This window comes from Vibrio sp. ECSMB14106, from assembly GCF_000972265.1.
GTDB lineage: Bacteria > Pseudomonadota > Gammaproteobacteria > Enterobacterales > Vibrionaceae > Vibrio > Vibrio kanaloae.
In genome coordinates this window covers 22,670-37,301 of the sequence record NZ_LAUM01000004.1, presented here as the reverse complement: position 1 = coordinate 37,301, position 14,632 = coordinate 22,670, and the positions used below count along the sequence as shown (strand labels likewise).

Below are 14,632 nucleotides of genomic sequence, written 5' to 3'. Positions count from 1 at the left end.
ATGTTAAGTCGTTTCTTTATTCAAAGGCCTAAGTTTGCCCTTGTCATATCCATAATATTAACGCTGGCGGGTGCGATCTCTCTCGCTATCTTACCAGTGGCCGAATATCCAAAAATTAGTCCCCCATCGGTCAGTGTATCGGCATTCTACACAGGTGCCAGTGCTGAAGTGGTGGAACAGGCGATAGCTGACCCCATAGAAACGTCGGTTAACGGTGTAGAAGATATGATCTATATGTCTTCCAAAAGTGCGAACGATGGTTCATACAACCTTAACGTGACCTTTGATGTTGGTACTGATCCAGATATGGCTCAGGTCAACGTTCAAAACCGAGTGGCTCAAATCGAATCGAAGCTTCCACAAGAAGTTAGAATGGTAGGTGTAACGGTTAAGAAGCGTTCACCTGACCTGTTGATGGTATTGAATTTCTATTCGCCAAACGGTGAGTACGACGACCAGTTTCTTATCAACTACATCAACTTAAACGTTAAAGACCAGTTAGCGCGTGTTACTGGTATTAGTGAGGTGAATGTACTGGGTGGTGGTGAATACGCAATGCGTGTTTGGTTAGATCCTGAAAAAATGGCTAACCTCAATATCACCACCTCTGATGTGAATCGTGCGTTGGCGGAACAGAACGTTCAAGTCGCTGCTGGCCGTATTGGCGCAGCACCTTATAACAACGCGCAAGAAGTGCAGTTTAACTTGGTAACAAAAGGCCGACTAGAAACGGCTGATGAGTTTGAAAATGTAGTGCTTCGCGCAAATCAAGACGGTTCGACGGTTTATTTAAAAGACGTGGCGCGTGTTGAGCTTGGTAAAAAGTTCTACGATGGCAATGGTAAATACCGTGGTCAAGACGCTTCAATCGTAGCACTGTCACTTCAGTCAGACGCGAATGCGCTGGAAAGTGGCCAAGCGGTAATGGCGATGCTAGATAATCTAAGTAAGAACTTCCCTGAAGGCTTTGCTTATGAAGCGAGTTATGACACCACACTGTTCGTTGCTGAATCGATCAAAGGGGTAGTAAAAACGTTGATCGAAGCTATCTTGCTGGTTATTGCGGTGACGTACCTGTTCTTGGGTAGTGCTCGTGCGACCTTGATTCCTGTGGTCGCGATTCCCGTATCTTTGATTGGTACTTTTGCTGTTATGCAGATGACGGGTTTTACCATTAACACGGTAACCCTGTTTGGTTTGATATTGGCGATTGGTATCGTAGTCGATGATGCGATCTTGGTTATTGAAAACGTTGATACCACAATGGCAAAAGATCCAACGATTTCACCACGTAAAGCCACGCTTATCGCGATGAAAGAAGTAACGGGTCCGATTATTACGTCTACTTTGGTACTGTTAGCAGTATTCATTCCAGTCGCGATGCTGCCAGGTATTACCGGCATCATGTATCGTCAGTTCGCTCTGACTATCTGTATTGCAGTTGTTATCTCTTCTATTAACGCTCTAACGTTGTCACCAGCACTGTGTTCATTGGTTCTTAAACAGGGCGGTGGTAACACAGCACGTTGGTATCAAGCGTTTAACCGTGGTCTTGAATCCGTAACTAACAAATACGGTCAAGTTGCAGGTTTCTTAGTCAAGAAAGGCGTTCTGCTGTTCACTTTCTTCGTTGTTGCTTTGGCGGCTGTTACTTACTTCGCGAAAACCACGTCTACGGCATTTGTACCTCAAGAAGATAAAGGCATCTTGCTGGTTAACGTGCAGCTTCCTGACGCGGCATCACTGTCTCGTACAGAAGATGTCACCGAGCAATTGCTAGAGATGGTTGAGCAAGAACCGGGAGTTGATGGTGTGACACTGGTGAACGGCTACGCATTCATGACGGGCGCTTCTGCTTCGAATGGTGCGTCGATGTTCATCAAGCTTCACGATTGGGACATGCGTAACGCATTGGATGGTCAGCATTCTGCGCAGGCTATCTCACAACGTATTAATGGCCAAGCAGCGACTGAACTGCCTCAAGCTATTGTGTTTGCCATGGGGCCTCCTGCAGTGCCGGGCATGGGTGCAGCGTCTGGATTTGAGTTTGTTCTAGAAGATACATTAGGGCGTAGCCGAACTGACCTGGCGATGGTAATGAATGACGTGATTGCTGAGGCGAACAAACAGCCTGAGATTTCACATACGTTCAGTACTTTCCGTGCCAACGTTCCTCACTACTATGTCGATATCGACCGTGAGAAAGCACAACAGTTAGGTATTCCATTGTCGGAAATCTTCCAAACTCTGCAAGGTAATCTTGGTTCACTGTACGTGAATGATTTCACCATGTTTGGTAAGAACTTCCGCGTAACCATGCAAGCTGACAGTGAACACCGTAGCAGCATGGATGACCTACAACGATTCCATGTACGTTCGTCTAATGGCGAGATGATCCCGCTAAGTACGCTTGTGACTTACGACCAGATCTTTGAACCAGATGTCGCATGGCGTTACAACATGTACCGCAGTGCGGTGATTCAAGGTCAACCAGCGCCGGGTTATTCAAGTGGTGATGCGATTGCGGCAATGGAACGTGTAGCCGCAGAAGTATTACCTCAGGGTTATCAGTATGAATGGACAGGCATGGCTTACCAAGAAGTACTAGCCGGTAATCAAGCTATCTTTGCTTTCGCACTGGCTCTGATTTTCATTTACCTGTTTATGGTGGCTCAATACGAGAGTTGGACAATCCCGATCGCGATTATCTTAGTGGTACCGGTTGCAACCTTAGGTTCCTTCTTAGCGTTGAACCTGACAGGTACACCGTTGAACCTCTATGCACAAATTGGTTTGGTTCTTTTAATAGCCTTGGCCGCGAAGAACGCAATCTTGATTGTGGAATTTGCAAAAGTAGAGCGTGAAGAGAAAGACGCACCGATTGAAGATGCGGCGGTGAAGGGCGGTACGCTACGTTTCCGTGCTGTGAACATGACGTCTTGGTCGTTCATCTTAGGTATTTTCCCACTGATCTTCGCTGCGGGTGCCGGGCACGTGAGCCAGAACTCTTTAGGCATCTCACTGATTGGTGGTCTGCTATGTGTGTTACTGGCAGGTACGTTCTTAATACCAGGTTTCTACGCATTCGTGCAACGTAAGCGTGAAAAAGCACACGGTGGCAATACCAAGTTGATTCCACTCGATGATGAATAAACGAGTTATTCATATATAAAAATTAAGACTTAGTGTAGAGCTAGGTCTTTTTTATTCATATTTGGAATGGCAAGTCTTGTTTATATAACAAAATGTTTGTTATGTGACGGAACTAACACTCTAATTGGGGCTGTCTAATAAAATGATGTTTTATTTATAAGTGATTGTTTTAAAATTAAAAAACAAGGTTGAGCTAACGGTTGTATGCTCGAAAATGTTTGCACAATAATGTGAAGTGTTTCAAAATTAACGGATTGTATTGAATTTTTTGTGAATTGAGGTTCTGATGAAAGTCATTGATTTATTTAAACACCGAGGCGATAGCATGTCTTCGCAACACTCAGAGTTTATGCAATGGATGTCTCCAGCTCTTAGAGATTACTGGGACGACTTTCTTAATCGTACGCAAAATAGCCATTTCTTTGCGTGGGTTCGTGATCACCATAAACCTGCAGTAAATGAAGATACACCAGAGATGCCGATAGAACAGCCGATCGTGTTAAAGCCAGAAGCGCAGCTTGTGTTTGATGAGCTTAACCAGAAAATCGGGCAAGTCATTCATACTGGCGACTGGATCAATGTAAGTCAAGAGCGTATTAACCAGTTCGGGCTTGTGACAGAAGATATGCAGTGGATTCACACTGAGCCTACTAAAGCAGAAACAGATTCTCCATTCAAAACAACTATTGCACATGGTTTTTTAACCTTGTCACTGCTTCCTAGACTGACTGACAGTGTTGACCCTGATAAGTCTCAATTCCCGACAGCGAAGATGGTTGTAAACATTGGTCTTAACCAAGTACGTTTCCCATACCCTGTAAAGTCAGGCAGTAACGTTCGTGCTAAAAGTACGCTAACAAAAGTGACGCCAATTAACAAAGGCCTAGAAATTGAACGCGAAATTCGTGTAGAGATCGAAGGCATTCGTCGTCCAGGTGCTGTTATCGTTTCGGTGATTCAACTTCACTTCTAAGCGATATCTATAGATTCCTAAATAAAGAGAGAGCGTAATGCCCTCTCTTTGTGTTTGTGCCATATCAAATCGATCTTGCCAGCATCATTAATAACATCACTAAAAGCATTTCGCTTACTTAATGCGTATGTAGCCGTACTCTTCGATAAGATCTTGCCCGCGTTTCGATGTCACGAATTTGATGAAATCTTGGCTTTCTTCAGAAACAGAGTCTGTTTTGTGCAGCAACAAGAATGGGCGAGCCAATTCATAGCTGTGGTTGGCAATGTTCTTAGATGTTGGCTCTACGCCTTCAAATGTGATTGCTTTAATCGAGCGGTCAACAGAACCAACAGAGATAAAACCAATGGCGTGTGGGTTATGGTTAACAATCGTTTTCACCATGCTGTTGCTGTTCACAACCAAGTTATTTGGGTTGATGTCAGACACAAGGCGGTCATTAATGATTTTCGTTAAACCAAGTAAGCTCTCGAAGCTGTAGCGTGAACCAGAAGACGCTTCGCGAGTCACAACTGCGATAGGTTTATCTGCTCCCCCTACGGCTTTCCAGTTAGTGATTTTTCCTTTGTAGATATCGAACAACTGATCGCGAGTAACGTTACTCACAGAGTTTGAACGGTTGGTCACCACGGCCAGGCCGTCAAAGGCAATTGGAAATACCGTCAATTTCTCGTTTTGTTCAAGCTCGGTTAAGTAGCGTGAGCTCATACCGATGTCAGACACACCTTTATCAACCATGGTAATACCAGCTGTGGAACCAATCCCCTGAACCGCAATATAGTTATTAGGGTGAGTCTTGTTGTACTCCTCAGCTAATACATCCATCACTCGTGACACCGAAGTGGACCCCGAAATATTGGTTTCTTGTGCAAAAGCGGCTTGAGAAGATAGGGCCAAGGACAAAAGAGAGGCAAGCGCGACTCGTAACATAAACAACTCCTAGTGAATAATATATGTAGAGCATGATAAGTCGGTTATGTGACGCTTTTGTGAAATTCCATTTGCTCGACGTATAGCTGTTTGCTTGATGAGTGATAGCTTTCTGGGTTTACGAAAGCAAGATTCGTTTCTGGGAGCAGGGCGGGTATTTTTATTGCGTTTGTTCGCTAAAATGTTTGTTGAGTCCTAAGCTAAGTAGAGGAATTCACTACTTAGAAGTTTCTATGAAGTTACAAGGGGTGTTATGTCCGTCATTCATATAGAGCGGAATCGTCTTTTAATTGGGGCTGAAAGGATCTGTACTTCTCGAAATTGCAGCTTACCCGTAGAGCTAGGCAAGTCTCTATATGAAGAGTGTGAGAGAGGTGTACTGTTTTCTCAGGCGTATTACTTGCTTGATTCATCTCATAGCTATTATATAAATGAGATCGCCCGCGTTACCTTTGATGAGTCGCTATCTTGTTGGTGGGTGACAGTGCCACTTGAAGATGATACGGAAACAGATTCAGTGAATTGGGGACCTTATCCCTATCTTCCTAAATCGAAGGATCTTGATGCAATTCTAACTGAAATAGAAAAAGATCCTAAATCGTACTTCTGGTCATAACTCTTTTGCTTTTTGATGGTGTAATGCCAGAGTGGAATTGTCTGCATAAGCTTTTAATTAAGACACTTCCAGCGAATACGTCCAGTATCATTTTTAGACTCACGGTTTTATTTTTTGCAGTTGTGCTTGCGCTATTACTGCTCGGAAATCTTTTGGTGTTTGACCGTGATGTGTTTTAAATGCGGTACTGAAGTGAGCTGCACTTTTAAAGCCAGACTCATAGGCTACTTGAGTAATCGACTTATTCGATGTTCTGAGTTGTGTTGCAGCATGGGCAATTCGCTTTATCTTCAGTAGATTTGAAAACGACAGATTTTCAGCAGACAAGCGGCGTTTCAGAGTGGCAGGGGACATCTCCATGTAACTGGCTAGTGATTCTAACGAAATGTTGTTTTCAATGTTCTGCTCGATGTAATGTATAACCTTTTGCACCACTGTTAAACTGGAAGCTCGTGCAATGAGGACTAGTAATGCAGGGTACTTCTCTACCATTAGGGATAATAGAGCCAAACTCAGTTGAACAAGTGCATAGTCATTTTGAGAAGCCGAGTCAGCAAGCGATATGATCAGCTCTTTTAAATGAAAGATCTCAGTGTCAGTTTGATTGAACTTAAGGTACTTGCCTGGAAGTTGAGCCGAGTCTAAATCGCTGAACTGATTGATGAAATTTTGGTAAATAGCCGAGTCAAAATCTAAGCAGGTTGCGCTGAATTCACCATTTTCAGTGTTAACTGTGATGTCTTTAATCTGACCAGAATTGTAAAGTGTGAAATCGCCAGCTTGTAACGAGGCTTCAGTGCCGTTAGGCAGCTTGAAAGAAATACTGCCCTTCGATACCATGAAGATACCGTTTTTTGAAATGGGGTAACGCTCCCGTTTTCTGGGGATAAAATTGCTAAACTGAGTAATAGTGATTGATGGCATAGCGTGCTTCTTTGAGGTTGTAATTTGATTGCTTATTGATTGCTTTTTTAAGTATTGTTTAAGCATGAGACATTTACAAAAAAGGCGCTAACAATTAGCGCCTTTAGAAGGTTGAACTCAGAAGAATTTAAGCTTCTGTTCCATTGGTCGTTTCAGGTTCGTTAGGTAAGTCTGCAAAAACTTGAGTAGGTTTTGCTACTAAGTTACGGTTTTCCTGATTAACTTCAGAGAGAACTACTTCTAAAACGTCTCCCAGTTTGTATACCATTTCTTTATCGACAGATACAGTGCCCATATCACTGTTGCATTCGATTCTTTCTTTATTATCAATAATAAGAGAACCAGGGATAAATGCAGCGGCACCATTTTCGAGCAGGCGCACACGCATACCTGCACGGTTAATGTCGAAGATCTCTGCTTGGAAGCGAGTTTCATCTGCTGGAGCATTCGCTAGAGTACGAGCATATAACCAATCGCCTACATTGCGCTCTGCCATACCGTGGTGACGGCGGTGTAAGGCAAGCTCATCACCGATGGTTTCATCCGGTGTTTGAATTGGCGCTTTACCTAAAATGTGCGCTTTAAGCATACGGTGGTTAATCATGTCACCGTATTTACGGATTGGAGAAGTCCAAGTTGCGTAAATGTCTAAACCCATCGCGTAGTGCGGCGCAGGCTCATTGCTGATTTCGCTGTACGCTTGGAATTTACGAATACGGTTGTCGTAGTAGCTGTTGTCCAAAGAACCCAACCAACGACGTAGAGTAGCAAAACCTTCTAGAGAAACGATTTGCTCTTCAGTGAATGGTGTTTCCGTTTGCGGGTTTACTAGCTCAAGCACGTCAGCGACTTTCTCAGCCTTGAAACCAGAATGGCAGTTAAATACACCTTGGTTGAAGCTTTCTTTTAATACTCGACCTGCACAGATGTTTGCGCTGATCATAGACTCTTCAACTAACTTGTTCGCGCTACGACGCATGTCTGCATGAATAGCAACAACATCATTATCTTCGCTAAGTTCAAAGCGGTAATCGGGACGGTCAGGGAATACAACTGCGTTTGCTGAGCGCCAGGCTGAACGTGCTTGAGCGAATTGGTGTAAGTCAGAAACAATCGCAGCGATTTCTTCTGATGGTTGCCACTTCTCTGATGCGCCGGTTTCTAGCCAGTCTGATACGTTGTCGTAGGCAAGACGAGCGTGAGACTTGATGTTTGCAGCGAAGAAGTTGATGTCGTCGCCAATAACGCCATCTTTAGATACTGTTACTGTGCAACATAGAGCAGGGCGAATTTCATTCTCGATAAGAGAACATAGGTTGTCTGCGAGATCTCGAGGCAACATTGGGATGTTACGACCTGGAAGGTAAATCGTGAAACCACGCTCACGAGCTACTTTATCCATTGTGTCATCTGGAGAGATGTAAGCCGTAGGATCAGCAATCGCGATAGTCAGTTCAAAATCGCCGTTCTCTTTCTTTTTCGCGTAAAGTGCATCGTCCATATCTTTTGTGCTTTCGCCATCGATAGTCACAAAAGGTACGTGAGTCATATCTACACGTTCAAGATCGGCGTCATCATTGATCTGCCAGTTGTCGATGCCTGCAGGCTCACTGTTTGGCAGATCGTTCTGTGCCAGCGTAACCCACCAAGGAGCGATCTTATCATCAGCGTCTGTGATTTTTTCGGAGATCTGAGCCAGAAAGCCGTTGTCACCTTTTAATGGGTGCTGAACGATGTGAGCAACAACCCAGTCACCTTCTTTTAGCGTTTCAGGGTTTAATCCCTTCATTGCTTTCGCTTTAAGTTGCAGCTTTTTCAGTTGCGGGTGATCAGGAACAACGTTCAGTCGGCCTTTAAAAAGCTTAACTCGTGCGATGAAGCGAGTAAGACCTTGTTCAACCAGTTCCTCTGGCTCGGCTACTTCGCGTTCTTTCTCTGTACGAATGATGGCAATGACTTTGTCGCCATGCACACATTTTTTCATGTACGGAGGCGGGATGAAGTAGCTTGTTTTGCTATCGACTTCGAGAAAACCAAACCCTTTCTCAGTGGCTTTGATCGTACCTTCCTTTTTAGGGAGGGTTTCTTGGATTTGCTGTTTTAGCTGAGCGAGCAGAGGATTATCTTGAAACATCTTACTTTTATCTAACGAGGATACTTGAGCATACTATAATGATTGCGAGGCTCGATTACTACTTAAAGCCGAAGTGGGAGTGAATTAATTGCGCACTCATTTAAGTCTATCAATTTGACGATTGAAGCAAGCAGTGGCGAGATGTTCATCAAGTTTTGACGATATGGTAGCCAATAATGGTATAAAACCGAAAAATATGTGATGTATTTCAATTTTTTCTGGATTTTTTTATGCATTTAGGGAATAATCCGCCTCCCTTAGACGTCCCTAATGGCTTGAAGTGTTTTATTACTGCTTCGTAACTCTGAATGGAATCAGTATCTGATTGGATCAGTATTGGAATTGGTAGAGCTCCCGGGACCTTTTGTTTACTTATATATAGTGGGATCCCAATGTCCGAATCTGTAATTCAATTTAATGAATTAGCCCTAAACGATAACATTCTTTCAGCTCTTGATAGTATGGGTTTCGTTTCTCCAACTCCAATCCAAGCAGCAGCTATTCCTCTTCTTCTCGAAGGCCGTGACGCACTAGGTAAAGCACAGACAGGTACTGGTAAAACAGCTGCATTCTCTCTGCCTTTACTTAACAAAATCAACCTAAATCAACACAAACCGCAAGCAATCATTATGGCTCCTACTCGTGAGCTAGCGATTCAAGTTGCTGCGGAAATCAAAAACCTTGGCCGTGATGTTAAAGGCCTTAAAGTTCTTGAGATCTACGGTGGTGCTTCAATTGTTGACCAAATGCGCGCTTTAAGCCGCGGTGCTCACATTGTTGTTGGTACTCCAGGTCGTGTTAAAGACTTACTAACTCGTGACCGTCTACACCTAGATGAAGCGCATACATTTGTTCTTGATGAAGCAGATGAAATGCTGAAAATGGGCTTTGTAGATGACGTAACTTGGATTCTTGAGCAGGCTCCAGAAACTGCACAACGTGTACTTTTCTCTGCAACTATGCCTCCAATGGTTAAGACTATTGTTGACCGTTACCTACGTAACCCTGCACGAGTTGATGTTGCAGGTACTAATCACACCGTTGATAAAGTAGCGCAGAATTACTGGGTTGTTAAAGGCGTAGAAAAAGACGAAGCAATGTCTCGTCTTCTTGAAACTGAAGAAACTGACGCGTCAATCGTATTCGTACGCACTCGTCAAGACACTGAGCGTCTAGCTGATTGGCTATCTGCACGTGGTTTCAAAGCTGCTGCATTGCACGGTGATATTCCTCAGTCTCTACGTGAGCGCACTGTTGATCACATCAAACAAGGTGTTATCGACATCCTAGTTGCAACTGACGTTGTAGCACGTGGTCTTGATGTTCCACGTATCACTCACGTATTCAACTACGACATCCCATTTGATGTTGAATCTTACATCCACCGTATTGGTCGTACTGGCCGTGCTGGACGTAAAGGTAAAGCGATCTTACTCGTTCGCACTAACCAAATTCGCATGCTTCGCACTATCGAGCGCGTAACTAAGTCATCTATGGAAGAGATCCAACTTCCGCTACGTGATCAAGTTGCCGCAGCTCGTGTTGCTAAGCTTGGTGCTGAACTAGAAACTGAGAAAGAAAGCAAAGCAATAGAAAACTTTGCAGGTCTTATCTCTACGCTTCAAGAGTCTCTAGAAGTTGATGCTGCTACTCTAGCTGCAATGCTTCTTAAGCGTCAGCAAGGTAAGAGCCCACTATTCTACGTTGGCGAAGACCCAATGATCGCTGCTATTGAGCGTGATAAGAACCGTCGCAAAGAGCGTCGTGAAGATCGTGACAACGGTCGTGACGGTGGTGGTCGCAACTTCAATACTCAAGATTGGGATACTTACCAACTACAAGTTGGCCGTGAGCAAGGCGTTCAGGTTAAAGACATCGTTGGCGCACTAGCAAACGAACTTGGCCTAACTAAAGGTTCTATCGGTGCTATCAAGCTAGACCAAGGTTCTACTTACGTTCAACTGCCTAAAGCAATGAACTCAGAAACGGCTGGTAAGCTAAGCAAGCTTCGTATTCGCCAAAAAGAAGCTGGCGCTGTAGTTGTTGATTTCAAAGACTTCCGTGAGCCTCGTCGTGGCGGCGGCGGTCGTGATGGAAACCGTGGTGGTGGTCGTGGTGGTCGTGATGGTGGCGGCTACCGTGGTAACCGTGAAGGCGGCAATCGCGAAGGTGGTAACCGTGAAGGTGGAAACGGCGGTCGTGGCGGCTACCGTGGTAATCGTGACGGTGCACGCGATGGTAACTCTGCTGGTGGACGTGATGGCGAACGTCGTTTCGACCGCAACCGTGGTGGTGATCACCGTGGTAACTTCCGTGGCGAACGTGGCCATGGTAACGGCAATGGCGGTGGTAACCGTGGTCGTCGTCCAGAGCGCAGCGAAGGTTAATTAACCTGTCTCTTAGACGCGTTAGTCTAGACCCTGAATTTAAAAGCCGAGCGTAATGCTCGGCTTTTTTGTGCCTGCTATTTGAACTTAAGCTTTGGTTGGTTCGATATATGCAGCCAGCTTACTTCAACTAAACTTCGCGCTTATAACTTATGTTAGCGCTTAAACTTAGCTGTATCGCGTTCTAAGCCTATACTGAAAGAATGTGCTACAAGATACTAAAACAAAGAGTAAAGGCTATCTAAGCGACGTTACAGTGCATCTATTAGTAGAGTTGTGCTCGAAGGCAATCAAAAGAAGATCGGATCACTATTCTGAACTCCTGTGAGCTTTTTGATGTAAACACTGAGCAATTGAGAAATCGAGCAACAAACGATCAGTAATGATAAGCAGACGGAAGGGAAGGGCGGTGTTTTCTAGGCGGGTTGCCTGTATTTGTTCGAGTTGCTCTAATTAACGGAACCAAGTTAAAAATAACGTGATCACTTGTTTTCGTCACCTGTTCATTAATTTTATTATTCAACTATTTTTTAATTTCCCTCTCGAAATAAATGGTTTTATGACTAAGGTCAACTTAATTGTGTTCATTTGGTGATTTTTTCAAAACAAAAGTTGAAAGATTCAAAAAATATTGAATAATGGACTTAACTAAAATTGAAGTAAACACTTCATCCAATTCGTACTAAAACAGGATCCATATCCAATGTCTAATTCGTTTGTTCTGGTTATTAACTCGGGTAGTTCATCCCTAAAATTTGCTGTAATCGATTCTGTTTCTGGTGAAGCAGTATTAAGTGGTCTAGGGGAGTGTTTTGGTCTTGAAGATGCTCGTATGAGCTGGAAATATCAAGGCGAGAAAACTGAGATTGCCATTCAAGGTGAAGATAACCACCACAAAATTGCCATTGGTAAATTGGTTGGTCTAATGGAAGAGTTGGGCTTCACTACTGATATCGTGGCGATTGGCCACCGTATCGTTCACGGTGGTGAGAAGTTCACTCAGACTGTTCGTATTACTGAAGAAGTAACAAATGAAATTGAAAGTCTATCAGACCTAGCACCACTTCACAATCCTGCTGGTGCTACTGGCATCCGTGCTGCGATTGAAGCTTTTCCTTCTCTACCTCAATTTGCAGTATTCGATACGGCTTTCCACCAAACAATGCCACAACGCGCATTTACTGGTGCAATAGCAAAAGAACTGTACACAGATTTCGGTGTGCGTCGTTACGGTTTCCATGGTACTAGCCACTACTTCGTTAGCCGTGAAGCTGCAAAAATGCTGAATAAGCCAGTGGAAGAATCTAGTTTCATCTCTGTTCACTTAGGTAACGGCGCATCTGTATGTGCAATCAAAGACGGTAGCAGTGTTGATACTTCAATGGGCTTCACACCACTTTCTGGGCTAATGATGGGTACACGTTGTGGTGACCTAGATCCAGGTATTATCGAATATCTACTTAAGAAAGGTTGGTCACAAGAACAAGTATTCAACTCTCTAAACAAGGAGTCTGGCTTCCTTGGCGTGTCTGGCCTAACGAGCGATGCTCGTGGCATTATAGAAGCCATGGAGGAGGGGCACGAGGGTGCCAAGCTTGCATTTGAGGTATTTACCTACCGCGTAGCGAAGTACGTTGCATCTTACCTTGCAGCGCTAGATTCTCTAGACGGCATCATCTTCACGGGCGGCATCGGAGAGAACTCTTTACCAATTCGTCGCGAGATCCTAAATAACCTTAAGGTTCTTGGTTTTATTGAAGACGTTGTGGGTAATGAATCTGCTCGCTTCGGTTCTGACGGCATCATTGCTAAGTCAGAAATGTTAGGTGCAGTAGCAATGGTTATCCCAACCAATGAAGAGTTTGTGATTGCTCAACAGTCGGTAGAACTTCTGTAATCGAAGCTAAAGCCTGAGCAAGAAAAATATTGAAAATCAGCGAGCCCAAGTGGCTCGCTTTTTTGTTTTATATGTTGGTTAAACCATCACGAACGATACTTTCTTCATCTAGTAGTTCTTCCAGTCAACGAGGCTAGAGCTGACTTATTTATACCCCAAGATGTGTTTAAAGCGCAAGAAACCATCATGAGATTTATTTGTGAAACAAGCTGTTTCCCAATTGTCCAACAGGTTGTTGGACAAACTCTAGTAACCAATTATGCAAGAGGGTCTGCACAGTTGCGAAACAGGTTGTTTCGAAAATCACCTCTGCTCCAACCCGGTTCTGATCTCGTCGTTTCGGCAATAGTACAAACTAATGTGCAAAATATGCACATTGCTTATCAAGCAACTATCGAGGATTCCTCGGTAGTTGAACTGTTGTAATTTTTGCAATAGTTGCCCGAGCAACGAGAAAGCTCAGTGATTGCAGATTCTGCAACAACTTATATCTTGCCCCAAAGCCATTTAGACTAAATACCTAACACAATGCAAATGACGTGCGTTTACCTTACTAAAACTTATTTGATTGAGTTGATAACCTATCATTCCCGTTATTAGGCGACATCTTGCAGCCTAACTTCCCTTCATGTGGCATAACTTATTGATTATCAGTTGAGTTAATATAAAAAAGACTGGATCATCGAAGGATGAAAGACGATTATTTGTCGCCTAATAAGCGTTATGTTTTAAGAGGATTCTATGGGGTTAAATGATTTTCAGAAGAAAGTGTTTGAAATGTCATCGGTTACAAAGGGGCATTCAGGTTTCGCTGCAAAGTCGAGCATTCGCTATGTCGAGCGATCCTTTGAACTTGCGGGAACAATGCCTGAAGTGGCTGCATTTTTAGCTATCACTGCTGAAGAAGAGGCTGCAACAGCTCTATTTCTTGCTCTGAAAAGTAAAGGGTATCTTCGTTCTAGTGAACTAAAAATGCATGATCATAAGCATAAAGGGGGCTTGTACCCATTTTTAACTCTGTTAGGTGTTGCATTAGAGTTAAGTGAAGTTCCATATCAGCTAGTCGTCGATAACAATAATGGGCGAGATACACTTAGGACTCAGATGCAGATCGGTGACTTTGTTTTACAGCCAGACCCTCCACTTAATCAGGTTAATGTGGATGCTTCAGGTGATGCTAAAAATTACCTACACGAAGTACGTGCGGTTGCGTCCGAGAGAGGAATTACTTCAATATTTCAATATATTAAAGACACTGCTAACAAAAGAAATTTATTATTATATGCATCTGCTACTGCGTTACCTAGTGTTGAAAATGTTAATGCAGAGCTTCAAAGGCATATCGGTGCAACGATACTGATCCACATAATTTATCTTTTAGTTATTCAGCATAGTAAGCAGAATTTGGTTGAAGAGTGTGTGAATGTGTACTTGAAGATCCAGCATAATCTTGAAAATAAAACATAACAAACGACGTTTAAGGTTTTAAGATACTTTTTCTAATCTGAACGAAATGGTTTAGAGCAACACACCTAAAACATTCTGTCCAAAGGTGTGCTGACGGGGCATGAAACATGAAAATGGCGTATTCCCTCTCAGCGCGAAAGTCTCTACTCAC

9 protein-coding genes are annotated in these 14,632 nt (G+C 43.5%); 6 read left to right on the top strand and 3 right to left on the bottom strand.

Features of this window, described 5'->3' with window-relative positions:
• Window positions 1–3,153: an efflux RND transporter permease subunit gene (locus tag WR49_RS03670; protein ID WP_046223104.1), complete on the top strand. Its 3,153-nt coding sequence runs from the start codon at window positions 1–3 to the stop codon at window positions 3,151–3,153.
• 286 nt (window positions 3,154–3,439) lie between these two features.
• A complete protein-coding gene (locus WR49_RS03665) occupies window positions 3,440–4,126 on the top strand; it encodes a MaoC family dehydratase (RefSeq protein ID WP_017058018.1) in 687 nt (228 codons plus the stop codon).
• Between the two features lie 114 nt (window positions 4,127–4,240).
• On the opposite strand, the gene WR49_RS03660 is transcribed toward WR49_RS03665, so the two are convergent.
• Window positions 4,241–5,056, bottom strand: coding sequence for a phosphate ABC transporter substrate-binding protein (locus tag WR49_RS03660; RefSeq protein ID WP_017058019.1), 816 nt, complete (start codon window positions 5,054–5,056; stop codon window positions 4,241–4,243).
• A gap of 253 nt (window positions 5,057–5,309) precedes the next feature.
• On the opposite strand from WR49_RS03660, the gene WR49_RS03655 reads away from it, so the two are divergent.
• Entirely contained in the window at window positions 5,310–5,672 is a 363-nt protein-coding gene (locus WR49_RS03655; protein ID WP_017058020.1) for a DUF3024 domain-containing protein, read from the top strand.
• 99 nt (window positions 5,673–5,771) lie between these two features.
• Here the strand turns inward: WR49_RS03655 and WR49_RS03650 are convergent, their stop codons facing one another.
• Together WR49_RS03650 and rnb are read right to left on the bottom strand one after the other, a co-directional pair.
• Window positions 5,772–6,596: a helix-turn-helix transcriptional regulator gene (locus tag WR49_RS03650; protein WP_046223103.1), complete on the bottom strand. Its 825-nt coding sequence runs from the start codon at window positions 6,594–6,596 to the stop codon at window positions 5,772–5,774.
• A 127-nt stretch (window positions 6,597–6,723) separates the two neighbouring features.
• Window positions 6,724–8,730: an exoribonuclease II gene (rnb, locus tag WR49_RS03645; protein WP_046223102.1), complete on the bottom strand. Its 2,007-nt coding sequence runs from the start codon at window positions 8,728–8,730 to the stop codon at window positions 6,724–6,726.
• Window positions 8,731–9,038: 308 nt separating this feature from the next.
• On the opposite strand from rnb, the gene WR49_RS03640 reads away from it, so the two are divergent.
• The 3 genes from WR49_RS03640 to WR49_RS03630 all read left to right on the top strand — a co-directional run bounded on the left by WR49_RS03640 (window position 9,039) and on the right by WR49_RS03630 (window position 14,481).
• Window positions 9,039–11,117 (top strand): DEAD/DEAH box helicase, encoded by a 2,079-nt coding sequence (locus tag WR49_RS03640; RefSeq protein ID WP_082082738.1) that lies wholly within the window; start codon window positions 9,039–9,041, stop codon window positions 11,115–11,117.
• Between the two features lie 703 nt (window positions 11,118–11,820).
• Window positions 11,821–13,014 carry an acetate/propionate family kinase gene (locus WR49_RS03635; RefSeq protein WP_046223100.1) on the top strand — a complete coding sequence of 398 codons (1,194 nt, stop codon included), beginning with the start codon at window positions 11,821–11,823 and terminating at the stop codon, window positions 13,012–13,014.
• A 741-nt stretch (window positions 13,015–13,755) separates the two neighbouring features.
• Complete coding sequence (locus WR49_RS03630; RefSeq protein ID WP_046223099.1) at window positions 13,756–14,481, top strand: hypothetical protein; 726 nt, start codon at window positions 13,756–13,758, stop codon at window positions 14,479–14,481.
• The last annotated feature ends 151 nt before the right edge of the window (window positions 14,482–14,632 follow it).